The 26,916-nt window shown below is 50.4% G+C and carries 29 protein-coding genes; 16 read left to right on the forward strand and 13 right to left on the reverse strand.

Going from position 1 to position 26,916, the window contains the following annotated elements; genetic code table 11:
• The first annotated feature begins 23 nt into the window (after window positions 1-23).
• Window positions 24-680, forward strand: coding sequence for a hypothetical protein (locus tag PsWM33_RS14660; protein ID WP_063300718.1), 657 nt, complete (start codon window positions 24-26; stop codon window positions 678-680).
• Between the two features lie 196 nt (window positions 681-876).
• On the opposite strand, the gene PsWM33_RS14665 is transcribed toward PsWM33_RS14660, so the two are convergent.
• The 4 genes from PsWM33_RS14665 to PsWM33_RS14680 all read right to left on the reverse strand — a co-directional run bounded on the left by PsWM33_RS14665 (window position 877) and on the right by PsWM33_RS14680 (window position 5,407).
• Window positions 877-1,455, reverse strand: coding sequence for a PhnA domain-containing protein (locus PsWM33_RS14665; RefSeq protein WP_063300719.1), 579 nt, complete (start codon window positions 1,453-1,455; stop codon window positions 877-879).
• 316 nt (window positions 1,456-1,771) lie between these two features.
• A complete protein-coding gene (lepA, locus tag PsWM33_RS14670) occupies window positions 1,772-3,577 on the reverse strand; it encodes a translation elongation factor 4 (protein WP_063300720.1) in 1,806 nt (601 codons plus the stop codon).
• Window positions 3,578-3,706: 129 nt separating this feature from the next.
• The gene (locus PsWM33_RS14675) at window positions 3,707-4,450 is read right to left on the reverse strand and encodes an outer membrane protein (protein WP_063300721.1); all 744 of its coding nucleotides are present in this window, start codon (window positions 4,448-4,450) and stop codon (window positions 3,707-3,709) included.
• Window positions 4,451-4,690: 240 nt separating this feature from the next.
• Window positions 4,691-5,407, reverse strand: coding sequence for an outer membrane protein (locus PsWM33_RS14680; RefSeq protein WP_063300722.1), 717 nt, complete (start codon window positions 5,405-5,407; stop codon window positions 4,691-4,693).
• Window positions 5,408-5,841: 434 nt separating this feature from the next.
• Between PsWM33_RS14680 and PsWM33_RS14685 the strand changes: the two genes are divergently transcribed.
• Window positions 5,842-6,372 carry a GNAT family N-acetyltransferase gene (locus PsWM33_RS14685; protein ID WP_063300723.1) on the forward strand — a complete coding sequence of 177 codons (531 nt, stop codon included), beginning with the start codon at window positions 5,842-5,844 and terminating at the stop codon, window positions 6,370-6,372.
• A gap of 328 nt (window positions 6,373-6,700) precedes the next feature.
• Here PsWM33_RS14685 and mepA read toward each other — a convergent pair whose 3' ends face one another.
• From mepA to PsWM33_RS14700, 3 genes are all read right to left on the reverse strand, one after another.
• A complete protein-coding gene (mepA, locus tag PsWM33_RS14690; RefSeq protein WP_063295120.1) occupies window positions 6,701-7,693 on the reverse strand; it encodes a penicillin-insensitive murein endopeptidase in 993 nt (330 codons plus the stop codon).
• Window positions 7,694-7,781: 88 nt separating this feature from the next.
• A complete protein-coding gene (locus PsWM33_RS14695; protein ID WP_063300724.1) occupies window positions 7,782-8,825 on the reverse strand; it encodes a patatin-like phospholipase family protein in 1,044 nt (347 codons plus the stop codon).
• Window positions 8,826-8,957: 132 nt separating this feature from the next.
• A complete protein-coding gene (locus tag PsWM33_RS14700) occupies window positions 8,958-9,548 on the reverse strand; it encodes a flavodoxin family protein (protein WP_063295209.1) in 591 nt (196 codons plus the stop codon).
• Window positions 9,549-9,638: 90 nt separating this feature from the next.
• Between PsWM33_RS14700 and PsWM33_RS14705 the strand changes: the two genes are divergently transcribed.
• The 3 genes from PsWM33_RS14705 (at window position 9,639) to PsWM33_RS14715 (ending at window position 12,347) form a co-directional block, all read left to right on the forward strand.
• Window positions 9,639-10,571 carry a LysR family transcriptional regulator gene (locus PsWM33_RS14705; RefSeq protein ID WP_063300725.1) on the forward strand — a complete coding sequence of 311 codons (933 nt, stop codon included), beginning with the start codon at window positions 9,639-9,641 and terminating at the stop codon, window positions 10,569-10,571.
• 173 nt (window positions 10,572-10,744) lie between these two features.
• Complete coding sequence (locus PsWM33_RS14710; protein WP_063295123.1) at window positions 10,745-11,437, forward strand: SDR family NAD(P)-dependent oxidoreductase; 693 nt, start codon at window positions 10,745-10,747, stop codon at window positions 11,435-11,437.
• A gap of 34 nt (window positions 11,438-11,471) precedes the next feature.
• The gene (locus tag PsWM33_RS14715; protein ID WP_063300726.1) at window positions 11,472-12,347 is read left to right on the forward strand and encodes a nucleoside-diphosphate kinase; all 876 of its coding nucleotides are present in this window, start codon (window positions 11,472-11,474) and stop codon (window positions 12,345-12,347) included.
• Window positions 12,348-12,368: 21 nt separating this feature from the next.
• Here the strand turns inward: PsWM33_RS14715 and PsWM33_RS14720 are convergent, their stop codons facing one another.
• From PsWM33_RS14720 to PsWM33_RS14730, 3 genes are all read right to left on the reverse strand, one after another.
• Window positions 12,369-12,689 carry a DMT family transporter gene (locus PsWM33_RS14720; RefSeq protein ID WP_063300727.1) on the reverse strand — a complete coding sequence of 107 codons (321 nt, stop codon included), beginning with the start codon at window positions 12,687-12,689 and terminating at the stop codon, window positions 12,369-12,371.
• A gap of 124 nt (window positions 12,690-12,813) precedes the next feature.
• On the reverse strand, window positions 12,814-13,455 hold the full coding sequence (locus tag PsWM33_RS14725) for a flavodoxin family protein (RefSeq protein WP_063300728.1): 642 nt from the start codon (window positions 13,453-13,455) through the stop codon (window positions 12,814-12,816).
• Between the two features lie 129 nt (window positions 13,456-13,584).
• Window positions 13,585-14,094: a lactoylglutathione lyase family protein gene (locus tag PsWM33_RS14730; protein WP_063286729.1), complete on the reverse strand. Its 510-nt coding sequence runs from the start codon at window positions 14,092-14,094 to the stop codon at window positions 13,585-13,587.
• Window positions 14,095-14,224: 130 nt separating this feature from the next.
• On the opposite strand from PsWM33_RS14730, the gene PsWM33_RS14735 reads away from it, so the two are divergent.
• Complete coding sequence (locus PsWM33_RS14735; RefSeq protein ID WP_208994569.1) at window positions 14,225-15,121, forward strand: LysR family transcriptional regulator; 897 nt, start codon at window positions 14,225-14,227, stop codon at window positions 15,119-15,121.
• Between the two features lie 34 nt (window positions 15,122-15,155).
• Here PsWM33_RS14735 and PsWM33_RS14740 read toward each other — a convergent pair whose 3' ends face one another.
• Complete coding sequence (locus PsWM33_RS14740) at window positions 15,156-15,944, reverse strand: alpha/beta hydrolase (RefSeq protein WP_063300730.1); 789 nt, start codon at window positions 15,942-15,944, stop codon at window positions 15,156-15,158.
• 131 nt (window positions 15,945-16,075) lie between these two features.
• Between PsWM33_RS14740 and PsWM33_RS14745 the strand changes: the two genes are divergently transcribed.
• The 9 genes from PsWM33_RS14745 to PsWM33_RS14785 all read left to right on the forward strand — a co-directional run bounded on the left by PsWM33_RS14745 (window position 16,076) and on the right by PsWM33_RS14785 (window position 22,405).
• Entirely contained in the window at window positions 16,076-17,251 is a 1,176-nt protein-coding gene (locus PsWM33_RS14745) for a glycosyltransferase family 4 protein (protein WP_063300731.1), read from the forward strand.
• A gap of 190 nt (window positions 17,252-17,441) precedes the next feature.
• Window positions 17,442-17,984 carry a translation initiation factor IF-3 gene (infC, locus tag PsWM33_RS14750; RefSeq protein WP_082596985.1) on the forward strand — a complete coding sequence of 181 codons (543 nt, stop codon included), beginning with the start codon at window positions 17,442-17,444 and terminating at the stop codon, window positions 17,982-17,984.
• Window positions 17,985-18,110: 126 nt separating this feature from the next.
• Window positions 18,111-18,620, forward strand: coding sequence for a nucleoside deaminase (locus PsWM33_RS14755; protein ID WP_063300732.1), 510 nt, complete (start codon window positions 18,111-18,113; stop codon window positions 18,618-18,620).
• Window positions 18,621-18,937: 317 nt separating this feature from the next.
• A complete protein-coding gene (locus PsWM33_RS14760; RefSeq protein ID WP_193778406.1) occupies window positions 18,938-19,495 on the forward strand; it encodes a lysoplasmalogenase in 558 nt (185 codons plus the stop codon).
• Window positions 19,496-19,679: 184 nt separating this feature from the next.
• Window positions 19,680-19,877, forward strand: coding sequence for a 50S ribosomal protein L35 (rpmI, locus tag PsWM33_RS14765; protein WP_057464257.1), 198 nt, complete (start codon window positions 19,680-19,682; stop codon window positions 19,875-19,877).
• Window positions 19,878-19,906: 29 nt separating this feature from the next.
• Window positions 19,907-20,263, forward strand: coding sequence for a 50S ribosomal protein L20 (gene rplT, locus PsWM33_RS14770; protein ID WP_008553032.1), 357 nt, complete (start codon window positions 19,907-19,909; stop codon window positions 20,261-20,263).
• Between the two features lie 178 nt (window positions 20,264-20,441).
• Window positions 20,442-20,825, forward strand: coding sequence for a GFA family protein (locus tag PsWM33_RS14775; RefSeq protein ID WP_063300780.1), 384 nt, complete (start codon window positions 20,442-20,444; stop codon window positions 20,823-20,825).
• Between the two features lie 357 nt (window positions 20,826-21,182).
• Window positions 21,183-21,758 (forward strand): AraC family transcriptional regulator, encoded by a 576-nt coding sequence (locus PsWM33_RS14780; RefSeq protein ID WP_244276702.1) that lies wholly within the window; start codon window positions 21,183-21,185, stop codon window positions 21,756-21,758.
• A gap of 98 nt (window positions 21,759-21,856) precedes the next feature.
• The gene (locus PsWM33_RS14785) at window positions 21,857-22,405 is read left to right on the forward strand and encodes a YbhB/YbcL family Raf kinase inhibitor-like protein (protein ID WP_063300734.1); all 549 of its coding nucleotides are present in this window, start codon (window positions 21,857-21,859) and stop codon (window positions 22,403-22,405) included.
• Window positions 22,406-22,538: 133 nt separating this feature from the next.
• On the opposite strand, the gene PsWM33_RS14790 is transcribed toward PsWM33_RS14785, so the two are convergent.
• Window positions 22,539-24,440, reverse strand: a complete 1,902-nt coding sequence (locus tag PsWM33_RS14790; RefSeq protein ID WP_063300735.1) for a PhoX family protein — start codon at window positions 24,438-24,440, stop codon at window positions 22,539-22,541.
• A 368-nt stretch (window positions 24,441-24,808) separates the two neighbouring features.
• On the reverse strand, window positions 24,809-25,225 hold the full coding sequence (locus PsWM33_RS14795) for a GNAT family acetyltransferase (protein ID WP_063300736.1): 417 nt from the start codon (window positions 25,223-25,225) through the stop codon (window positions 24,809-24,811).
• 163 nt (window positions 25,226-25,388) lie between these two features.
• Between PsWM33_RS14795 and PsWM33_RS14800 the strand changes: the two genes are divergently transcribed.
• Window positions 25,389-26,864 (forward strand): methyl-accepting chemotaxis protein, encoded by a 1,476-nt coding sequence (locus PsWM33_RS14800; protein ID WP_063300737.1) that lies wholly within the window; start codon window positions 25,389-25,391, stop codon window positions 26,862-26,864.
• The last annotated feature ends 52 nt before the right edge of the window (window positions 26,865-26,916 follow it).

The following is a 26,916-nucleotide window of genomic DNA, read 5'->3' on the forward strand; positions in this document are numbered from 1 at the left end:
ACTTGTGGTGACGGGGAACAGAGATGGATATCAGGTTTGGGAGGAATGTGTTTTCAGGTCAGCCAGCCGCTTCAAACAGGAAGTCGCATAAATCCATACCTGCGCGCTTTCTTGATGATGACTACTTGATTGGCCTTGGCCTGGCCCTGCAGAAGAAAAGGCGGGGCGAGTATCTGACAGGAAGTGGCAATACCGTCCAACGCTATATCGCCAACCAACCGCAGCGGGTGACACTCCAGTACACCAACAAATCCTTCTATTTCTCCTCCATTTGTGATGGCGCCATCGTGGTGTTTGATTATCTGCGGCATAATGAAAGCATGGCACACTTCAACGAGTACGCCCATGTCGGTAAGCGCTTCGCCACCATCAAAAAACCGCAGATCTGCGAAGTCCACCGCGTCGCTGAAGAAACCAACGCCGCCAACGCGATAGATCTGCTCCTCGCCGACTACCCCGGCAACCTCACCATGCTGCACCCGCTCAAGACAAACAAATGGTTCAACAAAGACCGCATAGATTGGTACGCGCGCCAAGGCGGCTACCACTACCGCATCGAAACCTCAAACCTTGGCTCAAGCCTCTATCAATGGAAAGACAACCAAATCCTCCTGCGCTTAACCCCCGAGCAAATCCAACTGCATTCGCAGATCGGTTTATCCCAGAACGATCAAGATTAACTGTTATTGCAAAGAGGAAAGGGGACGTTTTGACGTGGTTGACTTTTAAGCTTGTATCAAAATGCTCGATTTGGAGGTGGCGGAATTGGTGGTTCGGAGGAGATAGCAATTATGTTGAGCAGAAAGGACGCTGAGATACCTAAAAAAAGCGACCATTTAGGCCGCTTTCTACGTCTCAGGTTTCCAGTGCCAGTCCTTAGGACTTCTTCACGAATTCCGTCAGAATAACAATACGTTGATCGTTGACGCGGCCTTCGATGTGTTCTGTATTATCCTGCACCAGAGTAATGTTCCGCACCGCTGTGCCGCGCTTGGCAGTGAAGCCAGCGCCTTTGACTTTGAGGTCTTTAACCAGCGTCACGGTGTCTCCAGTGGAAAGCACAGCGCCGTGCGTATCCTTGTGCACGATAGCGTCTTCATCCTCTGCCGCTGGCATACCGGACTGAGCCCACTCAAGCGTTTCCTCGTCCAAATACAACGTATCCAGCAGGTCACGTGCCCAGGCCTCACTGGAGAGGCGGCCAAGCAGACGCCATGCGCTCACCTGTACCGCTGGCTCAGTGCTCCATGCGCTCTCATTCAGGCAGCGCAAATGGTTCACATCCAGCTCAGCTTCACTTTCTAGCTGTGCGGAGCAAGTGCCACAAACCAGAACGGATTTTTCTGCACTGCCATCGCTTTCCGGACCAACTGCAATTGCAGCAAGATCCTCTGTCGCACCGCAAAGCTCGCATTTATTGTCTGCGCGGCTGCGCAGGTCATTCTCAAGGGACATGGCTAAAGGCCTTTAGATCGTTGTTTCACGAAAAAGGCGACCAGAGGCCGCCTTAAAATTCTTTGCTGTAAGGTTGGCTTGCTGCAAAGCTCACCTATCCTGAGGTTTTGCTCGCCCGCTCGACGGCGCTTTGCGTCTTACCCTCGCGTGCCTTCGAAACTCGCAATGTTTCACTGGATCATTGCGTCGAGCCTACTGGCCCGACCGTTTCTTTTGCTCGCCGGCTCGCCGCAGCAAAGCTGCTTACTCTCGCGCGGCCTTCGCACCTTCAAACGATTCACTGGATCGTTTGATCTTGCTAAAGCAAGACCAGTGCTCAGTCATCCATCTTCAGCGCTTGAATAAACGCTTCCTGAGGGATCTCAACCTTACCGAACTGGCGCATCTTCTTCTTACCCGCCTTCTGCTTGTCTAGCAGCTTGCGTTTACGAGAGGCATCACCGCCATAACATTTTGCGGTCACATCCTTACGCAGAGCAGAGAGGGTCTCACGCGCAATCACGCGTCCACCAAGCGCGGCCTGAATAGGAATCTTGAACATGTGCCGAGGGATCAGCTCTTTCAGAACCTCACACATCGCACGACCGCGTTTATCTGCCTGAGAGCGGTGCACCAGCACAGAGAGCGCATCAACCGGCTCGTCATTCACCAGAATAGACATCTTGGCCAGATCACCAGCACGATATTCGCTGATGGTGTAGTCAAACGAAGCGTAGCCTTTAGAGATGGACTTCAGGCGGTCGTAGAAGTCGAAGACCACTTCGTTGAGCGGCAGGTCATAAGTGACCATTGCACGAGACCCAACGTAGGAAAGATCAACCTGCACACCACGGCGATCCTGACACAGCTTCAAGATGGCACCAAGATATTCATCCGGTGTCATGATGTTCGCGCGGATCCAAGGCTCACGGATCTCTTTGATCTTCACAACATCCGGCATATCAGCGGGGTTGTGCATCTCAAACTGAGAACCGTCTGTCATCTCCATCTCATAAACAACAGATGGTGCTGTTGCGATCAGATCAAGGTTGAACTCACGGGACAGGCGTTCCTGAATAATTTCCAAGTGCAGCAGACCAAGGAAGCCACAACGGAAGCCAAAACCAAGCGCAGCCGATGTTTCCATCTCATAAGAGAAAGACGCATCATTAAGGCGCAGCTTGCCCATGGCAGAGCGCAGGTCTTCAAAGTCGTTGGCATCAACCGGGAACAGGCCGCAGAACACAACAGGCTGTGCAGGCTTAAAGCCCGGCAGCGCTTCCGTGCAGCCTTTTTTGTCCGTGGTGATGGTGTCACCCACACGGGTATCAGCAACTTCTTTGATGGAAGCTGTCAGAACGCCAATTTCACCTGCTCCTAGACGGTCTGTCGCAACAAAGGCCGGGGTCATCACACCCACGCGGTCAACTGGATACACAGCGCCAGTACCCATCATCTTGATGGTATCGCCTTTTTTCAGTTCACCGTCGATCACGCGAATAAGAACCATCACACCAAGATAGGTGTCGTACCAGCTGTCCACCAGCATGGCTTTGAGCGGGCCATCCGGATTGCCTTTTGGAGCAGGGAGCTGTTTGACGATTGCTTCCAAAACATCAGGAATACCAAGCCCGGTCTTCGCTGAAATCATCACGGAGTCAGAAGTATCAAGGCCAATCACATCTTCGATCTGCTCTTTGATGCGATCCGGCTCGGCAGCAGGCAGATCAACCTTGTTGAGAACGGTCACGATATCGTGGTCGTTGTCGATCGCCTGATAGACGTTCGCAAGCGTCTGTGCTTCCACACCTTGGGAGGCATCAACCACCAGCAGGGAGCCTTCCACCGCAGCAAGGGAGCGAGAAACTTCATAGGCAAAGTCCACGTGACCTGGGGTATCGATCAGGTTCAGCGTATACTCTTCACCGTCATCTGCTTTGTAGATCAGGCGAACGGTTTGAGCCTTAATGGTAATGCCGCGCTCCTTCTCGATATCCATGGAATCGAGAACCTGCTCCGTCATCTCACGATCAGTGAGAGTGCCGGTAGACTGGATGAGGCGATCGGCCAGGGTGGACTTACCGTGGTCGATGTGCGCGACAATCGAGAAATTGCGAATATTGGACAAAGTTTTGGTCGTCATGGGCGCTCAATTACCACTGCTTTGCTCTATGGCAAAGCACATAATAAGCGCCCACGCGCTTTTTTGCCGTTTTCCAGCCAATAAAGTGAATAGCAATTGGCTTTCTCTCAGATTTTCGCTGCTATCTGGCTAAAAGTGATACTCAAAGCCAAGACCGAACAAATGAGCCGAAATATCCGTAGATGCAGAGCCTGTACTGGAGATATTATCAGACGCACTTAGTGTGAAGTCTGCAGTTTGAAAAAAACCGTACTCTAGTGTTGCTCCCAGCTTAGGGTTTATTGCGATCGTCACTCCACCTCTTGCGAGGAGTGCTGCAACTGTTGATTGTTCACCCTTCAATGTGAATGCATCCGTGCCATTCCCACCGGAAATTGTGCCAATAACTGGAAAAGCTGCACCAACACTAATACCAGCAAACGGAATGACTTTCTTTGTTAACGGGGTCAATGGCGCCGATAATACGATGCCTGCCATAACGTAAGCCGCTGCAACAGTTCCGCTTCCACCCGGTACTCCAGAAAGGCTTGAGATGCCGTTGCTGATGTAGCCGGTGTCTAGTTGCAGTTTGACAAAATCACCTGCTGTTACTCCACCAAAGGCTGCAGCATTCCATCCAATGTTATAATCGATAAATCGTGTCCGACCAGTTCCAAAAGTATTCAAGTCTCCGTCAGGTGCGTAAGAGACAAAGCCCTTTGCACCTGCATAAGGTTTGAGTGGAAACATGCCCATTGCAGCTTTTTCAGCTGCCGCCGCAGCTGCTTCTTGCGCGGCCGTCGCCAAATCCGCAGCATAGGAACGGGAAGAGAGTGCTCCTGTCGCCAATAACGCTAAAACTAACATGATCACAGTGGAGGAAAACTTTCCCATTGCGCACTATCTCCTGAAGTCCTGAAAGGGAGATTCGCGCAAATAGATAAGGCTTACCAAATAATTAATGATGTAATTCACAGAACATGTAAAATATAGGTATCAATTACAATGATGTAACTTGCATAGCATCTATAATATCTGATGATATTACCAGTAGTCTCCCATCATAAAACAAGGCGGCAACCTGCCGACTCTGTCAATCGTGAAAATTATCGAAGTACTTACATATGTTACCCACTAAAAATCATAACGAAGACCAACGCCGATCATATGAGTTTCAATGTTTGTTTGCAGAGTGTTTTTTGAAGCAGTAGGTGGGGTCGAGTTGTAACGTGTGATGTGCTTCACATCGAAATCACTTGTTCTGAGATAGCTATAATCTGCAATAAGGTGCACATTCCCAATCATTTCATAAGCGACACCACCGGAAAGCTTGAATGCAAAGGCGTAAACATCCTCCGTTTCCATCGTGCGTGTTTCAGTATAAGGCGAGCCTGATACATTAACTTCAGTTTTCTGCATGTTTGGTTTGGCAACACCAATACCACCACCAGCATAAACTGCGAGTTGATCATTTAGGGGCAAGTCAAAAAACACTGAGCCCATCAGGTAGGAAGTTGAGAAAGATGTGCCTCCTCCTCGTGTCAAGATAAACGCGTTACTGTCAATATCTTCAGTAGTATTTTTTAGATATCCAAGCTCAGCTTCGAGGCGAATAAAATCATTAAGTCTTGTACCAACAGCGCCGCTAACCGCCCACTCGTCAGAGAAGTCTGTCGAATATTTGTCCAACGAATTATTGTCGACAGGGTCATACGAGCTCCGCATGGTGAGTGCAGTTGCGCCTTTGAGTGTAATGTACATGCTACCGTCTTGAGCCTGCGCAGCGGATGTTCCGGCAATAATTAATCCAACGCCTGCAATAAGGGTGGAAATAGACAGAACCTGTTTCACTTCGAATACTCCAGATATGAAAGTGTAAGCAGGATGATGTTTAAGGAGTAAGATAATTGCCGTTCAGTAGGGCGTTTACTCTCTGTTAAGTAACGACGACCCGTAGTTGCAGTAATTAAGTGCTAACCTTAAAATCAACCATTGAAATTTGATGTAATGATCAAAAATTATGGTTAAATTTACGTAAAATAATCTCATAATTAGCAATTTTCATCTATCTTGGATTCATTGGGTGTTGAGCCAAGGCACCAGATTATCCTGCAATAAACTCAAGTGTTTGGAGACCGCAAGTTCTTGAGATGCACGGAAAAATATGACAATTCGTAAGAAAGTTAATGCGTATCTCTCGAAAATGCGCAAAAAAGTAGGCTTCCCGGGCAGCGTGCGCGGCTTTATTTGAGCGTGAGTTGCTTCGGTGTTTTTTAAGGGCTTCCATGAAACTGCGTCGTGCAACCAAATCTGATCTTCCCGTCATCCTGGGAATTCACAATGATGCAGTCAAAACTCTAGCTGCCATCTGGACCGATTCATTAGAGACTTTGGAAGATCGCAAGAACTGGTTTGAAAGCCGGATTGCTGGCGGATATCCGGTCATCGTAGCTGAAGACGACAACGGTGATGTGCTGGGTTGCGGCAGCTATGGCCCGTTCCGTGAGAAGTCTGGATATAACAAAACCATGGAACACTCAGTTTATGTAACGCCGCAATCTCGTGGAAAAGGGGCCGGATCTGTGCTGCTCGAGAAACTGGTTGAACTTGCAAAACAAGACCAGCTTCACGTCTTAATCGGTGCCATCGACAGCGACAACAAAGGCTCAATCCGCCTACACGAACGCTACGGCTTCAAAGTCAGCGGAGAGCTCCCACAAGTCGGCTTCAAATTCGGCCGCTGGCTGAACCTGACCCTGATGACGCTCATCCTGAACAACGACAAAGCCCCAGCGGCTCACGCGCATGACGAATAAAAAGGGATCGTCTCTGCTCGCAACTATCTGCTTCTGCAACGCCTTGAAGGCTTCGTATCTTCAGCGCAAGTCTATTTGAGCCAGACTGTTGTTGCTGTGTGCTCAAGCATTGCAAGCAAAATCCCTATAGCCAAGATTGCGTTCCACCGATGCTATGAAGGACACCACAAGTGGATATAAGACTGGCACGACAGTTTTGCCCCATGAATATAGTTTTCTGTACCTCAGCCTCTTTCAAAAGGCATGGATTAAAAACCAGCACATGAAAGCAGTCACCGCCGAACAAACCAGAGATTGTTAGTTCGGTTACATCAGCAGGGCGCCAAACTTACTCCGTTCTCAAAACCGTCGTACAGCTGTTAGGCAAGTCAGCAACAGCAAGCGGAGGCTTAGGCTTGCGTGGTTTTGGTTTTTCACCCGGTTTCGGCTTTTTAGGAACCCAGGGAGCATCAGAAAGCCAATAAGTCAGCTCCTTGCCGCAGCCATCACCAGCAGCTGGCACGGCCTGATTTTTACACTGTGTGCTGCCGTCTGGGCAGGCCATCCGTACGTGGAAGTGATAGTGGTGTCCCCACCAAGGCCGTACTTTACGCAACCAGTCGCGATCACCAGTCTCAAATTCACACAGTGCTTTCTTGATTGTCGGATTTACGAAGATGCGTGCAACACCATCGTCCTGGGCAGCGCGGCGGATCAGTTTTGCATGGGCATCCGTCCAGCGTTTCGGGTTGACGCGGCGGTCCGCCCCCGGTTTGCTCAGGTTGCCATTCAGCATGGAAATCGCACTCTCTGACTCGCGCTGCTTGGCGCTGAAGCGTGTGTCTGGCATTTGTCTCAGCCAGATATCAGCATCCAAACCGATCTGATGAGAAGCATGACCCGTCAACATCGGGCCACCACGCGGCTGCGAAAGATCGCCAACCAGCAAACCATTCCAGCCCAGATCGGGCGCATCAGCAGCCAGACGCTTCAGGAAATCAATGAGAACAGGATGCCCCCAATTGCGGTTACGAGACAGGCGCATGACCTGCCAGTTCTCACCGTCTTTAGGAATGGAGACAGCCCCTGCGACACAACCTCTTGCATAACTGCCAAAGGAGAGAGGCTTTGTTTTGGCAGGTGTTTTCTTGTGCCCGAAGTGATACTTGGCAGCTCCCGGAAATTCGGGCTGCTTTTTCAGGGCTTCGCGATAATCCTCAGCAGAGAGCGGAGGCTTCGTGTCAGGAAGAGGTGCAGCATGAGCACCAGCAGAAAGCAGGCTCACAACAATTCCACCAGCCATTAAGGTAATCGTGCGCTGATGACCTCTCAACCCTAACATGATCCCTCCGACGGTTCCACGGCTCTAACGTGAATCACTTTCACTATTCATCCTAGTGGTTGTAGCAGGGGCGGAAGGATTGTGAAGCCTAAAAGCCAGGGCCATCCTGTCTTTCTTCCATGATATCTGCCAGTTTGTCGAGTACATCTCCGTTGCCGGAAAGCAGGCCATCCGCAATGCGGTTGAGCTGAAGCACCTCACCCGGACGCACGCTGTAAATGTCGCTGCCAAAGTGTGGAAGGTCAGCGTTGAGGCGAATGTACTCAATCCCTGGCATGTCTTTAAACAGCACATCAGCATACTGACCAGTGGAGGCCGTTTGCCCATGCATGTAACTGGAAAGCAGAGGCGTGCCTTCTTCAGGAGAAAGCCAGCCACTCGTACCCCAGTTCACTGCCTGGTTAAAGCTATGCTTCTCTTCAACCGGATTGCCCGTGCCAAGCGAGAGAATAATAATGTCTTTGGGTGCCCAGCCATGACGGCGCGCTTCCGCATACGCGGCAAGCACCGGGTCACTCAGGAAACCGGCAGCATCAATCATGATCTCTTCATCGCCAGTTGTCAGGTTCTCAACACGAGCTGGTTCAAACCATGATGGGGAAGAGGTCGTAGCCCTTACCGCCTGCCAGAAGTAATAGTCATCCCGTCCAGTTGTGTTGTTGCTCATGGAAACGACGCGGCGATTTTTCAGGTCATACGCAGTCAGCAAAATAGCCGTCATACTGCAAGAAAGTGCACTCCATCCAATATGCTGCTTGATGGCTTGCTCAACCGGACGCTCCTGAATGCCTTTATTGAACTGCCCGAAGGTATGGTAGATGCGCCGAGGCAGCCAGTGCCTGCGGTTGTTCATGTAAAGCTCGCGGGCTTCGATCTCAAAAAACTCTTGCAGTTCGCGGAGCGTCATCGCTGGCTGGCCGGATTTGTTACGGTCTGGGTTCGGTGCCGTTAGCCCAGCAGCAATCAGGCCGCCACTGGATGTTCCGCAAATCAAATCAAAGTATCGGCAAAGGGGAGCGGATTTTCCGCGCTCATACAATTTGGTCTCAAGGCCGCGCAGCAGACGAATTGGAATAAGGCCGCGCGCACCGCCACCGTCAATGGAAAGAATAATGCGTTTTCTTTTTTTCATAGACAAACCCGATACAGTGATCTTGTGTTTTAATTTGCTCTTATACGTATCGAGTTTGTCCAAAAATGAGGTGAAGAGATGGCACCTGTACCCGCAGAAATACAAGCACTTGCAATTGCAGTGAATTAAGGGTTAAGCCGCTTCGCTCACAAGGGTGAGGGAGGCTGCAACCTTCGCAATTCTGCCACCAAGTGCTTTAGCTGTGTCCTTATCGGCTGTTGGCGGAACAACCTCCGGCCCTTCATCTGCATTGGCCTGTGCCATAACACCCAGCGTGCTGCCCAAACGGTTGAGGTCTTCCTCAGAGCCTTTGCTGCTGTTGTTGCCGGGCATAAGATCCAGCCCAACCCAAATCATGCCATGCTGCGCAGCAAACACACTCAGCTGTGTCAGTGTGCCAAGTTTATCGCCGCTGCGAGAAGCGGAAACCGTAAACGCTCCAGCGACTTTGTTCACCCAACCGCGCTCCATCCAAACTTTGGAACTGGCATCCATAAAGGTTTTGAACGGTGCACTCGCACTGCCCATATATGTCGGCGAACCAAAGATAAGGGCATCAGCCGCGGCCAGCTTGTCCCAGTTCACATCATCCAATGTGGCAACAGACATCAGTTCAGCATCCGCACCCACATCCAAGGCACCCTGAAGCACGGCTTCCGCCAGCACCTGAGTGTGGCCATACCCACTATGATAAACGACGATGACCTTGCTCTGCACGCTCATTGCAACTTCCTTTTCCTGCACTGTGAGATCGACAGCCCCTGTCTATTCGGCTAAGTATCATTCGTCTAATGCATGTAAGGTATAATCATTATGCGTCAGGTGAATTTACGCAGTGTAGACCTGAACCTCCTCGTCGTTTTGGAGAAGCTGCTGGAAACGCGGCATGTATCTGTTGCTGCCACACAATTGCACATGAGCCAGCCTGCAGTGAGCCGTGCCTTGCAGCGTCTCCGCGATGCCCTGCAAGATCCCTTGTTGGTGCGCATTGCCGGAGATTATGAGTTGACGGAAAGAGCTATAGAGATCCAAAGGCTGCTCCCGTCCGCTCTGGCAACTATCAAGGATGTGATCGCTAAACCGGAGTTTGACCCCACAACTGCAGAAGAAACCATTCGTTTCTCTGGGCCGGAGTTGGAGTTGAATCTGTATGGCCCTCCACTTCTACGACGGATGAAGCGTGAAGCACCTGGCATGAAATTGGAGATGAAGAGCGACATCCGCAATCAGTTCGAACCGCTGGAAAATGGAAAAGCCCACTTCGTCTTGTCAGGCCAAACCCCAACCACAGCAACAAGCCAGCTTCACTGCTTTTCGCTGGGCCGCTTCAGCTACGTGTGTTTGATGAGCAGGAACCATCCACTTGCACGCAAGCCCGTCTCATTGGAGGATTACCTCAGTCAGGACCATATCTCGGTCATGATCACCGGGGCGGGGCACAGCATAATTGATGAGAAACTGGCAGTGCTGGGCCACAAAAGAAACGTCGCTGTAAAAATCGGCAGTTTCTTCGCCGCCATGCATTTCTGTGGCCAATCCGACATGCTCTTTTTGGTGCCCTCCATTTTTGACACCCAAATCTACAACGGCCACAACACCGTTCCCTCTCCAGTGCCCGACTTCCTCAAGGACCACCACCAGGAATTCTTCCTCTACTGGCACGAACGCTACCACCACGACCCCATGATCAAATGGACCCGCAATCTGATGAAAGAGACCACAAAGCAATATAGGTCAGGTGAGTGAGGTAAGGTGCCTTGCTGCAACTTTAGCGGCCTGATGAAACATACGAAAAGTGGACAGGCGCTCATATTGACACGGAACAACAGGCCACTCTATCGTTACGAAAATTCCAATAGGCTGCCTGCCTCGATAGATAAGCTGTCAGCGACCTAGCAAATCTGAGAAAGCATCATTTCGTGAAGAAGAATATTCTGATTGTTGGTGGTACGTCTGGCGTGGGCCTTGAGCTTGCAAGGCACTACTTAGAAGAAGGCCATAATGTTGGGCTGACCGGACGTCAAAATCCTGAACTTGAAGGGACCACCTTTCATAGCCTCTCGATAACGGATGATCCCGTTCAGTTAGCGCAAAATATTGATCGGGTATTGGATGGCTTCAAGAATGTTCACACGCTTATCTATGCCGCAGGTTTTCTTCAGCGCGGGCATATTGATGAGCTTGCTGATGCTGAACTCGGGACTATGGTCAATGTCGGCCTGCTGGCACCTATGATGCTGATACAACGCCTGAAAAGGAGATCAGATCATCCTCTCAAGATTATGCTGATTACCTCAAGTTCGCAATATACGCCTCGTGAGTTGGAGCCTGCATACTGTGCGACCAAATCTGCACTGGGAATGTTGGGCGCATCGCTCGTGCGCGACAAAGATCTTGGTAAGGTTCTGGTCGTAGCTCCTTCAGGTATCCAAACTGCATTCTGGGACAATACCGATGAAGATACAGACACGATGCTGTGTCCTTCTTGGGTATCACAACAGATTGTCGAACTCTCCAGTGGCAGCTTCAAATATAAGTTCGCAAAGATACTGCGAGATCCGGCGCGTGTGGAGATCGTTGAAACTCTGGATAACAATCTGGCGACAATCTAGGCGGTTAGGCAACTTGCTAGTGGGAGGAGCCTTGATGGAACACAACATAATCCTCGTTAAGCCAGACTCGTCTAATCAAGAGAGGTTTGTAGAGGCCATCAGTGCTGATCTTTTGGAGGGCGGATACGAGATTGTTGCAATTAAATATAAGCAGCTGAGCTCTGAGGAATTTGAAGGCAACTTTATCTGTAAGAATCGCCAGCATTTAGCGTACATGATCAGTGGCTCAATCGCAGCAATACTTTACCGCGGGCATTCTGCTGTTGGCTTCGGAAGGAACTATAAGTTCCATTTCAGAAAGCAGCACTCAACGGATAAGCTCAAAAACATACTGCACTCGACAGAACCGGGCAATGAATTTGCCGTGCAGTTCGAATTGTTCTTTCCAAACCTGAATATCACCGAGCATCATCAGTTTGCTGATCAGGGCGTCTATTTTAGTAGTTTGAACGAGATACAGTCGGGCGAGCTATCGAGACTTGCCAGCTTCAATCTGATTGCAGCTAATAACGAAGAGGCGAATTCGCGGCAGTTCAGGGAAACATGCAGCCTGAGAAACTGCAGGTATGTTGGATACCGCGAACGCACTCATACCAACACAGAACTGTTGCGGTATCGAAGGAAAGCAGATTTAAGCGCTAAAGATATGCCTGAAGTGAGGGTCTTGCTTCTGCATGATCTGCAGGAATATTCGCAGCATATCAGACACATGAAAGAGACGCATAAGATACACGGAGTGGTGTGCTACAAGCCGAAACTCACACTTCTGGAAACGGAAATGCTACGCACAGCGATACTAGAAAACAATCTGTTCTGTGTTGGTGGCAGCTTCGGCGAGCAATCGCCCGGTTCGATCAGAGCTTCGCAAGAGTTAGCCGATATGTTTGATGCCCACTTTGAGCATAGCTAGAAAATCGGACTCTCTGCCCATCTACCCATTCGAAACAAACTTCAGCCCGACGATTGCGGCGATGAGCATGGCTATGAAGAAGAGGCGGAGGAAGGTGACTGGTTCTCCAAAGAGGAAGATGCCAAGGATGGCAATGCCGGAGGCACCGATCCCCGTCCACACGGCATAGGCCGTGCCAAGCGGTATGGACACCATGGCTTTGGTCAGGAAGTAAAGTGACAGTAAGGCCGTGATGATGAAGGCTATCGTATAAAAAGGCTTGGTAAAGCCGTCAGATAGCTTGAGGCAGACGGCAAAGGTCATTTCAAACAGTCCAGCGATGATGAGCCAGATCCATGCCATTCAGTTGCCTCCAACGCAACGTCTACAGCGTAACCTCTGTTCACCACCAACGGTGCACCTATGAGAATACGCGATGAAACAAAAGCTTGATGCCGTTTGAGCGTTCCACTCCAAATTAAGTCACCTATAAGAAACGCGGTTTAAGCCCACAGTGTAAAGGGCTCTTTCTTTGAGATGGATGGTTTTCTCCACCTTCCACCCATCGGCGTGTCGCCTTTGCAATGCGGGCGCCATAGGCAAAGGCCGTGTCTCTGTCGGATTGAGGAGGAGCCACTTCTGGCCCTTGATCCATGTTGGCCTGCGCTGCTGCGCCATAATACACGCCAAGGCGATTGAGATCTTCGTCGCTGCCAAAGCTGTAATTATTGCCCGGCGGCATGCCAAGGCTTACCCAAATCATGCCATGCTGGGCTGCAAAGGCTGCCATTTGAAGAAAGACGTTGTGCCGGTCGCCGCTCATGGAGCCTGATACGCTGAAACCACCGGCGATCTTGTTGATCCAGCCTTGTTTGTACCAAACGGTTGCAGAGGCATCCATGAAGAATTTGAAGGGGGCAGCCACACCGCCCATGTAGGTCGGGCTTCCAAAAACGATGGCATCAGCGGCTTCCAGAGCGTCCCAGTCCGTGTCCTCATAGTCGCTGACAGGCACATAAGTGACCTTGGCACCGTTTTCACTGGCGCCACGAGCGACTGCATGCGCCAACGCCTCGGTGTGCCCGTTGGCAGAAAAAAAGGCGATTGCTACCAGAATGTCTTTTGACATGGACCGTTACTCTTCAAGCCTGTCAGAATTCCGGTCTATTTGGGAGCAAACGCCTTTCAGCTACTCTAAGATAGCTTGGGCAGATTTAGATGTGCTCGATTAAAATTCTTCACGCACATACCTGTTTACCTAGGATTCCTTATAGGCTCCGCTGGAATAATGCAGCTCATAGGAGTGGCTGTAGATTTCCAGAATGTTGCCGAATGGATCTTCCATGTAGATCATGCGGTACGGCTTCTCTCCCGGATAATAGTAGCGTGGCTCCTTCATGCGGCGTTTACCGCCAGCAGCCTCAATCTTGGCAGCCAGACCTTCCACATCCGGGTCCTGAACACAGTAATGGAAGATACCGGTCTTCCAATATTCGAAGTTATTTTCCGGGGTCTCGTTCTGCGCAAACTCAAAAAGCTCCACACCAATGCCATCACTGGTGGAAAGATGAGCGATCTTAAAGCTCTTCCAGCCTTTACCAAACACGTCAGTACACATTTCACCAATTGGACTATCATCTTCAACAATCTCACTTGGTTCCATGATGATGTACCAGCCCATCACATCACGATAAAACTTCACTGCGGCTTCTACATCCGGAACGGAAAGACCGATGTGAGAGAAACGTCTTGGATAAGGTGCGGACATAACAGACCTCGCTACGCTAAACTTTACAGGCGGAATGCCTTGGATACGTTGGATGTAGCAACTCTGTGAGAAAACCAGAAATTATCATTTATTAGTTTTATGATAATTTAATGTTATGTATGCTTGGGCCATGTTGAATTCCCAATGGCTTAAGACCTTCGTTAAACTAACTGAAACTGGTCATTTCACCCAGACAGCCAATCAACTTGGTATGACACAGCCGGGTGTAAGCCAGCACCTGAAAAAGCTGGAGCAGCAAATCGGTGCGCCGCTCATCACAAAAATCGGCAAGGGCTTTGAGTTGACGCGGGAAGGGGAGCTTCTGCTGGGCTTTGCATTGAAAGCAGAGAGGCAGGAAGCAGACCTTCGCGCCGCCATTCAGCAAGATGATCCCAATATCGGTGAAGTCCGCATTGCATGTTCCGGGTCCATGGCGCTCTACCTCTATCCCAAACTTCTCAAGCAACAGAGCGTCCATCCCGGTTTACTGCTGAAAGTCGAAGTGGCTCCCAACCATCGCAGCCTGCAATTGTTGCAAAACAATGAGGTCGATCTCTGCATCGTTACTCAGCAGACTGTTCAGTCCTCACTTGTGCAACACCACATCGGTGATGAACCGCTTTGCCTTGTGGTGCCAGCCGATTTCAATGGGAACCCGTCGGTCTTCGCGGACCTGGAGTCGCTGGGCTTCATCGATCATCCGGATGGACTACACTATGCAGAGCGCCTGCTCACGCCAAATTTCCCAGAGATAAGTGCTGTTTCTGCTGACCTTAGAACAACCGGTTACATCAACCAGCTCAGTCAGATCCTTGTACCTGTTGCGCAAGGACTCGGGTACACGGTTTTACCAGAAACCGCCGTTCGCAGTTTTGAGGCACAAGCGAACATCAGAATTGTGGAGCTGAAAGAACCCGTCAGTGACCCGCTCTATCTGACGGCGAAAAAACATCGCACTTTGGCAGCGCGTTATGACTGGTTCAGCAAAAAAATCGCAGAACTATGCGGTCAAATGAGCAGCAGTTAGGCTACCATCACAGAAGCCTAACCACAAAATCAGATTAGCGCCCCGCCAGTTCCGCCACAGCAGCAATCATGCGGTCCAGATCTTCTGGGCGAGACAGGCGGTGATCGCCGTCTTTCACCAGTGTCAACACCACATCGTCATGGGCCATGCCCTCAACAATACGCAGCGCATGCTGCCATGGCACTGCATCATCCTTCTGACCTTGTAAAATGATGGTCTTGCAATTGGTGATGATCGGCGCGCCAAGCAAAAGGTTTGTCCTGCCATCCTCGATCAGATCGCGGGTGATGATGTATGGGCTGTCTTCATACTCAGATGGGCGCTCAAAGCGACCTTTCTCCATAATCTCCTGCTTGATTTCATCGGTAAACTCATGCTTCCACATCAGCTCCTCGGTGAAATCCGGGGCAGGGGCAATCAGGACCATGCCGGAGAGGGTGCCCTCAATGGTATCAGAGGCTTCATGCAGCGCCTTTGCCAGCAACAGTGCCATCCAGCCGCCCATGGAAGAGCCAACAACAATGGTCGGTCCTTTACAGAACTGCTTGAACACAGCAACGGCTTCTTCCAACCAAAGAGAGATGGTGCCGTCAACAAACTCACCGCCGGATTCGCCATGACCGGAATAATCCATGCGCGTGCAGGTCAGGCCTTGCTTCTCAGCCCACTCACAAAGCACTTCGGCCTTGGTGCCCAGCATGTCGGATTTGAAACCGGAAAGCCACAGAACACCCGGCGCACCGCGTTCATCATGTCGCACTGCGATCTTCCGTGCACTGTCTCCTTTGCCAACGCTGATGAATTGCGGTAAGTCAGCACTCATTCATAACCTCCAAACACTTATCGGCTTATACTGGCCGGCAATTGTTCGGAAACCTGATTACAGTGCCTCCACAGTTGCCCGCCGGATATTTTGGCGAGCATAGTTGGATCACTCTCAAAAAACATAGAGAAATGTCCAAAGTGCCGACCATTTTGCAAATTGTCCCCGACCTTCAAACCGGCGGAGCCGAGCGCACCACAGTGGATGTCGCAGAGGCGATCGTCAACGAAGGCTGGAATAGCCTTGTGATTTCGCAGGGCGGACGCATGGTCCCCGAGTTGGAAGCAACAGGGGCAGTACACTTTGAACTGCCAGTGAAGTCCAAGAACCCTTGGACCATGTGGCGTAATTCCTATTTGATTGAGCGTATCTGCCAGCAGAACAGAGTTGATCTGGTGCATGCCAGATCCCGTGCCCCCGCATGGTCGGCCTTGTGGGCGGCTCACCGTCTCAACATTCCTTATGTCACCACCTATCACGGCATCTATAAGGAAACGAACAAGTTCAAGGCGTTCTACAACTCCTCCATGACCCGCGCGGATATAGTGATCGCCAACTCCAGGTTCACAGCGGATCTGGTGGAAAAGCGTGACCCGCGCACCAAAGGCAAAACCTCGGTTATCTATCGCGGCCCGGATGTGGAATCCTTCAACCCCGACAATATCAGCGACGAGCGTATCACAGACCTGCGTGCGCGCTGGGGCGTCTCTGACAACCGCCGTGTGGTGATAAACCTTGCCCGCCTGACAGAATGGAAAGGCCAGCGCGTGCTGATTGAAGCAACGCGCCAGCTCATCGAACGTGGCGGCTATGATGATGTGCTTGTGGTTTTAGCGGGCGATGATCAGGGACGCGAATCCTATCGCCAGTCATTGGAGCTTCAGATTGCAGAATCTGATTTGACTGAACGTGTGCGTATCGTCGGCCACTGCTCAGATGTTCCGGCAGCCCTCGCAATAGCAGATGTTTCTGTCGTTGCTTCCATTGAAGCCGAGGCTTTCGGTCGTGCAGCGGTAGAAGCGCAGGCCGCTGGCGTGCCGATCATCGTCTCCAACATAGGCGCAGTGCCAGAAACAGTTCTTGTACCGCCTGTTGTAAAGGCAGAAGAGCGCACTGGTTGGCATTTTGAAAATGGTGATGCTGAGGAACTCTGCGAGTTGATGGCTCAGGCCTTGGATATGAGCGCCGAAGACCGTGCCAAACTCACCAAACGGGCTCATGACCATGTAGAACGGTCATTCACCAAGCAGGCTATGTGTGATGCCACACTAAACGTTTACCGCGAGCTGTTACCAACAGGAAGCTAACTGGTTGTAAATGTCGCGTCAGAACCAACAAAACTAGTGTTGACTTACGTGGCATTTTTCCTGATTCTAGCAAGGCAGTGCAATTGATGCCCTTCCCACGCGTTTCTCGACTTGACGAAACAGTCGGAACCAGTCATTGAACTGTTACCAAATATTCGCAAGTTCGGCAGTCTAAAGAGGAGATACTCACATTCGCCGTCCGTTTCGCGCACCGCCACCCACTAAGGAAGGGCCGCGCACCAATAAAGAGATTCGCGTTCGCGAAGTGCAGCTGATCAACACCGAGGGTGACAACCTCGGCCCAACTCCAACCGAAGAAGCCCTCGCAATGGCGGTGGAACAAGGTTTGGACCTGGTCGAAATTGCTCCGAACAGTCAGCCACCTGTTTGTAAGATTCTGGACTATGGTCGCTATAAGTACCAAGCTCAGAAGAAAGCTGCAGAAGCACGCAAAAAACAGAAGATCGTTGAGATCAAAGAAATCAAAATGCGTCCGAACATCGACACTCATGATTATGAAGTGAAGATGCGGAACATGAAGCGCTTCTTTGAAGATGGTGATAAAGTGAAGGTGACACTTCGCTTCCGTGGCCGTGAAATGGCTCACCAGGATCTCGGCATGAAGTTGCTCCTGAAGGTTAAAGCAGAGACTGCGGACATCGCTAAAGTCGAGTCCCATCCAAAGCTTGAAGGCCGCCAGATGATGATGGTGCTCTCACCTATCGCTCGTTAATACGGTTTGGTTGAAGCGCTCCGGCTTTGTTTCCGTGTAGCTACTCAACCGTAGCCCCAGAGAATTTTGAGATTACCCGGCACACTGTGTCGGGTATTTTCGTTTGTACCTGAAAGTGGAGGCCTGATGATGAATGATGAGATGAAATTACATCACGAACGCATGCAAGAACTTGTTGCCTTCACTGCTTCCTCCTTTCAAACCTCGTATCCCTCTCCATTCGGTGGGGCGATTTATACTGCTGAAGGAAGGTTGTTGGCTCAGGCCTACGACAGTGTGATCCGGGAATGTGACCCGACCTGTCATGGAGAAGTCAATGCCATTCGGCAGGCGAGTAAAGTGCAGGGCTCTCGGTGGCTTGCCGGTTGCACCCTGTACAGTACCTGCGAACCCTGCGCCATGTGTACCGCCGCAACTATATGGGCTGGAATCGACCAGGTTGTCTCTGGTGCCTATACCAATGAGGATGCGACACGCTTCTGGCCTCAGGAAATGGACTTGAGGGCGCGGGATTTGATAGGTCATATGGTGCAACGCCCTCAGATTGCGGTGATTGAAGGGGTTGAGCGTGAAGCCTGTAAATCGCTTTTTGCGCAGTGGGAAAGCGTGATGCAAAAGCTTGGGATTGAAATTTAAAGCACTTCCTGGGCTTCAAAAAGAATGCATTTGCAAAGCGGGTAACGTTGACTTTGCCATGAAGACTTGAGGCAGATGCTTTGGAGTATGCCACTCTTCCTTTACAGCCGTTCTTCACGGCCCGGCAAACCTTTTGTAGAAAATTATTTGCCGTATAGGCTATTTCATTCGATCAAAATGCGCCTTAGCCTGATTTCGATATGTTTTGAAATTGGGCGATGATAATGCGACAGGTTATTTTCTTAATTAGCTTTAGTCTTGCGCTTGCGTATGGAGTGTATTTTTGCTGGCAAGACCCGTCACTACTGAAAACCGTTGTGAAAACAACAGCTCTCGGAGTTGTCGCTCTTTGGGCTTTTGTAACGCAAGCTCCGCTCCTGCTTGCATTGGCCCTGACGACATCCTCAGTGGGAGATGCAGCGCTGGCTGTGCCGGGTGAAGTTCGGTTCCTTGTTGGGCTTTGCAGTTTTGCGATCGCACATATTTTTTATATCCTCTTATTCTCTCGAAAAGTCAGGCATTTCGATTCCAGGATATTCATAGTGTCAGGAGCTGCTCTCTCAGTTCTGGTGCTGTCGACTGGCTGGTGGTTGCTTCCCTTTACCGGTGATCTCATGATTCCTGTTGCGATCTATATAATTTTGATAGCAACTATGGGAGGGATGGCAGCACAGGTTGGTGGCTGGGTTTTGATAGGCGCTCTCGCCTTCATGATGTCTGACACTTTGTTAGCTATCCAGCTCTTCCGTCTGGACGACATCAGCCCTCTTCAGCTGCCGGTTTCAGTAGCACTTTGGACACTATATTATTGTGGTCAGATGTTGATATTCTTGGCTATCAGCAGAGACCGGGTTCCAGTCAGCAAGTTCTCTTGAAATCTTCTTGCATTCCCATGCTGGCAGTTTTATAAGGCCTCGTTCAAAGTCGCCCGGCTGTAGTTTGCCTCCTAGGTATTTATAGGAAATCAGGCAGGAATTACAGGGCATGCCGTGGCGGCTTCTGATGCATCCATTGCAAATTTTTGATCAGTTTACTGATCATCACAAGAAAGGACGCAAAATGCCCAAGTTGAAGACGAAGTCTGGAGCTAAAAAACGCTTCAAGCTGACCGCGACTGGCAAAGTTAAGTGTGGCCAGGCTGGCAAACGCCACGGCATGATTAAACGCACGACTAAGTTCATCCGTAACGCACGTGGTACAACCACTCTGTGCGATGCAGATGCACGTATCGTGAAAAAATATCTGCCTTACGGCTAAGCCTTAAAACCTGACACTAGGAGACTACCATGTCACGTGTAAAAAGAGGCGTCACCGCCCACGCTCGTCACAAAAAAGTTATTAAGGCAGCCAAAGGTTACTATGGCCGTCGTAAGAACACCATCCGCGTTGCTAAGCAGGCAGTCGAGAAAGCGGCACAGTACGCTTACCGCGACCGTAAAGCTCGCAAGCGGAACTTCCGTGCACTCTGGATCCAGCGTATCAACGCAGCGACCCGTGAACACGGCATGACCTACGGCCGCTTCATCGATGGCTTGAACAAAGCTGGCATCGAAGTTGACCGTAAGGTTCTTTCTGACCTCGCGATCAATCAGCCAGACGCATTCAAAGCACTGGTTGAAAAGGCGCAGGCTGCTGTAGCTTAATTGCTATAGTAGAAAGCAGAAGCTTTTTTGAAAAAGGCAGGTTCCGCAAGGTGCCTGCTTTTTTTGTGTTCGCTCCCATACTCGACGAAAGAGGCCTGTTCTTCTGCCGCAGTATGTGAAGAAATAGCAAAACGACAAAAAAATGCGCATTCAGCGCTTTGGTGTATTGGGGGTGAGCATGGTCAATGGGAAATGCGACTGCGGTAAAGTGAGCTTTCAGGTGGAAGAGGTGAGAGACACAGTTACAGTCTGCCATTGCAGCCAATGCAGGCGCACAAGTGGCCATGTCTGGGCCTCAACGCATGCCCCCTATGAAAAAGTCAGTTTTACTGCAGATGAAGGGCTTACCTGGTATTCGTCCTCTGACTTTGCAAAACGCGGCTTCTGTAAGTTCTGCGGCTCGAGCTTGTTCTACCGAATGAACAATGAAGAAGGTATCGCTATAGCTGCTGGCTGTCTGAATGAGCCAACCAACCTACACATAGGCAAGCACATCTTTGTAAAAGACAAAGGGGACTACTACGAAATCACCGATGGCGCCCCTCAAATCCAGCGGTTCTGATCTGCAGGCAATATGACTCGCAGGAAGCAAGCCCAATGACCTATACTTGCCATCTTGCACCTGATCAATAAGATCGCAAAAACTACTGTCGGAAAGGTGCTAGCGAAAGTGGCCCAACTCACGAGTAATGTGCCTGAAAAGGTGGCATCAATTGCCCCGAAATTGTCCATTCATCCGATCACACAGGCCACAAGAGCAACATTTACGGATCTGTATTTTCGGCAAACGTTCCTCTCGTTCATTCATAAAGGGACGAAAAAGGTCATTTGTCCACTCAACGGCGAACTGATTGGCTCAGCGGGAGATCTCTTTATCTTCCCTCCCGGTTCCATAATTAGCCTCGAGAATAGACCTCTGGTGAATGATAAATATCAAGCTGATGGCGTTAGTATCGATAACGCGCTGGTTGATGCAGTCTTTGCAGATCAATCGGCTAATCCAGTGGCTACAGGTATTCAGATTGTGCGTGGTGAAGAGCAGCAGCCTGAAGAAGTACTCGCTCTAGTCAAAGAGACACTAACAAATGCTTCTCTTCCGGAAGCGTTAAAGCAACACCGCCTGTTGGAGCCGTTAATCTGGCTGCGCCATATAGGAGTTCATCTGCCAAAGCCTGATACAGTCAATTCGCTGAGCAAGCTACGCAGCCTCATTGAAACTGATTTGAGCTACGCATGGCGCGCGACTGATGTTGCCAGCCATTTCGCCATGAGTGAGGCAACCTTCCGCCGTTGGCTTGCCAAGTCTGGGCATGGCTTTGCAAAAGCTCTGCTCCACGCCCGCTTGGAGAAGGGGCTAGCCTTATTGCAATCCACTCATGATCCAATCTCGAACATTGCATTGGATTGCGGCTTCAACACACCTTCACATTTCTCCGAGGCTTTCAAAAAACGCTTCGGCATTCGTCCGAAAGAGATCCGATTACGAGAACGTTAATCGAAATTTGATAGTTTGTGAGTGAAACGCGAAAGCGCAAGCTGCAAGTACTGCCTATAGCTGGAATATGTTCAACGCACTAAGCCACTGGAGATAACATGTTACCGAAACCACTCACACTTGGTCTGGCCATCGCCGCTTCTCTTGCATCTGCCGCCCACGCGCAAGGCTTTAAGCTCACCAGTACCTCCATTGCTGAGGGAGCACAGCTTACAAACGAGTTCGTTTATAACGGATTCGGATGTACCGGAGGCAACCTTTCGCCTCAGCTCAGTTGGTCCAACGCACCAGAAGGCACCAAAAGCTTCGCTCTTACTGCTTATGACCCGGATGCTCCAACCGGCTCCGGCTGGTGGCATTGGAATGTGGTGAATATTCCTGCCTCTGCAAACTCTCTTGAAGAAGGCGCGAGCAATGACAAAACCCTGCCTTCCGGTTCAATGGAAATCACCAATGACTATGGCTCAAAAGGATTTGGTGGTGCCTGTCCCCCTCAGGGAGAAGTACACCGTTACATCTTCACTATCCATGCACTCGGCGTTCCTGTTCTGGATCTCCCTGAAAATCCTAGCAACGCATTGGTCGGCTACATGATTGGTGTGAACAGGCTGCAATCCGCCAAGATCACAGCCGTCTTTAATCACTAAACACACTCAGTTATTGCTAGCTTGGCATATGCAAAGTGAAATCACAGGTAAGAGGCTTTGCCAGGCTATGTTAGCAAAATCCCCTCCGGGACGCTCTGTCCCAGAGGGGTATCGTATGAGCTGTGACGTCTGCTTACCCAATCACACCGTTGTCGTCGCGTTTGATGACTATGACGGATGAGCGTGGCAGTTTGCCGCCGTCTGGCCAGTTACCGCCCGGATGCTGAATACCCACAAATATGCTGCGGCGATCAACAGACCAGGTCAGACCAGTGACTTCACTGCCGGTTGGTCCGGTCATGAAACGCTGGATTTCGCCCGTCACAGGATCACCAACCAGCATCTGGTTGTTACCCATTCCGGCAAAATCGCCTTCATTGCTGTCGTTACCATCCGTCTGGATCCAGACCATGCCCGTCTCATCAAATGCCATACCATCCGGTGAGTTAAACATATTGCCAGTATTGACGTTTGCAGACCCGGCCTTCGGACCTTCGTGAACAGCCGGATTGCCAGCCATCACGTAAAGATCCCAGTCGAACGTGTCAGCCGCATGATCTTCGTTATGAGGACGCCAGCGGACGATTTGGCCGTATTTGTTGGTCTCACGCGGGTTCGGGCCGTTGACGGAAGTATCGTCACCACCTGCATTTGGCTTCACACCGCGGTTCTTGTTGTTGGTCAGACAACAATAAGCTTCTACTGCATTAGGATTGGCAGAAATCCATTCCGGGCGATCCATGGTGGTTGCACCAACAGCAGAGCCAGCAATACGGCTGAAGATCAGGATGCTCGCCGCGTCCATACCAGTGGTTTCTGGAGTCAGTGCCAACCACTCACCTGTCTGATCATCGTTGAACTTAGCAACATAGAGCATACCCTCATCGAGCAAGCCATCAGTTGGCTGACCTGGAGCGTAAATGCCGTTGGAGACAAAGCGGTACATGAACTCACCGCGCTCATCATCCCCCATGTAAACGACTACGCGGCCATCTGGTGCCAGAACAGCTTCCGCATTCTCATGCTTGAAGCGGCCCAGGGCGGTGTGTTTCACAGGCGTAGAAGTCGGATCTGTCGGGTCGATCTCTACAATCCAACCAGCACGATGCGGCTCGTTTGGGTTCTTCGCGATGTCAAAGCGCTCATCGAACTTGTGGTAGTCATAATTGAAGCCTGTCTCGTTGATGCCATAACGCTGATAGCCAGCATCAACACCGTCCAGACGTGCAGCTGGAGCAGCTTCAGTCGCGCCAAAGTACCCGTTGAAGTTCTCTTCGCAAGTCAGATACGTGCCCCAGGGCGTTTTGCCAGATCCGCAGTTGTTGAAGGTTCCAAGCGACTGGGTGCCAGAAGGATCAGCATCCGTCTGCAGCAAGGGATGACCAGCAGCAGGGCCTGCCAGCATCATCGGTGTGTTGTGTGTGAGGCGGCGGTTGAATGGACTATTCTTCACGATCGCCCAGCCATCGTCCCCGTCTTCCACTTCAATAACAACCACACCTTGCAGATGTTGCAGTTTCAGAACATCGTCAGCGCTCTTCGGTGCGCCATCTTCGTTCTGAGGCAGGTTGATCTTGCGGTTGGCGTATTCATGGTTGATCGCGAGCAGTTGCTTACCCTGAAACTGAAAGCTTTCCATACCGTCAGTGTTCTCGCCAAACACCTTATCAGCACCAGCAGCTGAACCACCCGTCTCATGGTTGAAAGCTTCAGCACCATCCACCAGAGCATCGCCCCAGCGTGCCAGAATTTTCCAGCTGTAGCCTTCAGGCACATGCACGGTCGCATCTGTGTAAGTTGGAATAGGTTTGAATGCAAAGCGCGAAGTAGACGCTTTGGCTTCAGACATGGAGAGGCCAAGTACACCAGTGCCCATCACAGCAGCGCCGGAGCCAAATGCCAACACGCCACCCAGAAATCCGCGGCGTGAAATCGCATGCTCGACAACGCGGTCAAATTCATTTTCTTCAGCACGAGGGAAATTCTGCTCATCCCACTCATCTGCTGTGAGTTCATTCATAAATTCGTTCGTCATTGGAAATATCCCGTAGAAGAAGGTGAATGCATACTACGGTGCTAACATGACATCTTCACGAAGCAATTGGGGTATAAAAAATCTGCAAATGTAATATGAGTAATGTATTCAAGTTATAATATGCCGCATACGAGAATAATAATATCTGCTGGACGTCACATTAAACTGTTGTAGTTCATTGTTATTGTTTATTTCGCCTGATTTTATTTTATAGATTACTTAAATTTATTCAATAAATGCTATGATAATATATGAGTTGACGCCTAACAAGATGGTACTGCTAGCAAAATTCCAGAATACCTCGGATTGTACTTGTAAGCTTTCAACTGTTTCCAAGGCCCCTGTGAAATCTGCGCAAAAACGTCACCTCACACTGGTTCAATCACCTTTTGCAAACAGACGGAGTGGGTATCCGAGTACCCTTGTCCCTCATAGAAGCTGACAGCCTGCGTGTTATCTCCGCGTACAAGCAACTGAACCTTCCAAATACCTCGAGCCCGCAACCAATCCTCTGCTGCTGCTGTAATTGCCTTACCAAGCCCTTTTCCCTGATGGTTCGGGTGTGTGCTGACATAATAAAACCAACCGCGATGCCCGTCTTCACCGCACATAATGCTGGCAACAACAATCCCATCCAGCTGACCAATCAAAATCGTAGAGTGTTCGCCCTCGAGTGCTTTCTCGATATCCCGAACCGGATCATTCCATTCACGGAAGACCCCAGCAGCTTTCCAAAGAGCAATAACTGCATCCTGATCTGATAAGCACATTTCACGATAAATCATATGCACCGCACATAGTAGTTTGAAAATAGAAAAGTAATCACAGGATGTTTTGTGATTATCCTTTTTAATACAGTAACTTGAAATTGAGAAGAGGAATAATAACAAGGTTAATAATCTATAAGTAAAAATATGAAAATCTTTGCGCGATTGAGAGGTTTTCGATATGGCTTTTTTTAAGCGTAATACACAAATGCTTGCTGAAGCCGCTGCAAACGACCAAGGAGAAGTAATCGGTCAGTCTGCAGTGGTGGAATTTACAGAACCTAAGAATTCCATTGATAGTGCACGCTTGTTTGGCGAATTGGATGCGCTCGCGTTGGACATGGCATCAGCTGCGGGAGAGCTGGACGCCGTGAATAACACCGCAGGCGCTTTGAAAGTGGCCATGGAAAGCCTCCAGGACGCGTCTGGGCGCGTTGTCGAAAGTAACCGGGAAGTGAGTGCGGCGGTTGAACAAACTGCTGAGCAGACGTCTAACGCCCGCGATACCATGTCTAAGTCGCAGGAGGTGGTGACCGACGCGCTTGCCAACATCAACAGCCTGTCAACGGCCATCAGCAGTATCAACCGACAACTGGAAGGTCTTCAGGCTTCATTTGCCAACGTCCGCCAATTCTCCAGCTCTATCGATGCCATTGCCCGTCAAACCAACCTGCTGGCGCTCAACGCAACCATTGAAGCAGCCCGTGCAGGTGAAGCAGGGAAGGGCTTTGCGGTTGTGGCCAGTGAAGTGAAAGCTCTCGCAACACAAACGACTGTTGCAACGGAGCAGATCGACCAGACCATTCTCCAACTCGGCAAAGAAGCTGACACCTTGGTCGACTTGGGTAAGAGCGCGCTTGGTACCGTCGGAACCGCTGAAAGCAGCACTCAATCCATCAACGACCTCTTCCATGAGTTGGAAGCGATGGTTGACAACATATCCGCAAATACGGACTCCATACGAACGGCTTGTGCAAACAACGATGCCGATACCGAAGAGCTTTTGCGCAACCGTGATGAAATGATCGGTGTTGTCTCAACAAATGCGGAAAGCATCGAACAGGTTTCGGGCCAGATGCTGGGCACCTCTCAAACCGCCGACGCGCTTCTCGCCGAAGTGGCTGTCGAACATGGCGATAACCTCAATCAGCAGATGATCGAGGTGGCAAAAGAGACCGCTGGAAAGACCATGGAAGCGTTTGAAGCTGAAGTGGACGCAGGCCGGATCTCAGTGAATGACCTCTTCGATTTCAACTACACGCCAATTGAAGGCTCCAATCCAGCGCAGTTCATGGCGCTTGTCACCCAAATGACTGATCGGGTGCTTCCAGCTATTCAAGAGCCGGTCAAAGATCTTGATGACCACATCGTTTTCTGCGCAGCACTGGACAAGAACGCTTATCTGCCAACACACAGCAAAGACTATTCCAAACCGCAGGGCAACGACCCGGTCTGGAATGCAGCAAACTGCCGTAACCGCAGAATGTTCGATGACCATGCTGGCCTGAACGCAAGCAAGAACACCAAGGAATACAGCCTGCAAACGTATCGCCGAGATATGGGGGGCGGCAAAGTAATGATGATCAAACTGGTCTCGGCCCCAATCTGGGTCAAAGGCCACCACTGGGGCAACACCCTCATCGCATTCAATGCTTGATGAAAATGCAAACATACTCCATAGCCGCTTGTTTTGCGGCTGTGGACCTGCA

This window comes from Pseudovibrio sp. WM33 (genome assembly GCF_001623165.1).
Lineage (GTDB): Bacteria > Pseudomonadota > Alphaproteobacteria > Rhizobiales > Stappiaceae > Pseudovibrio.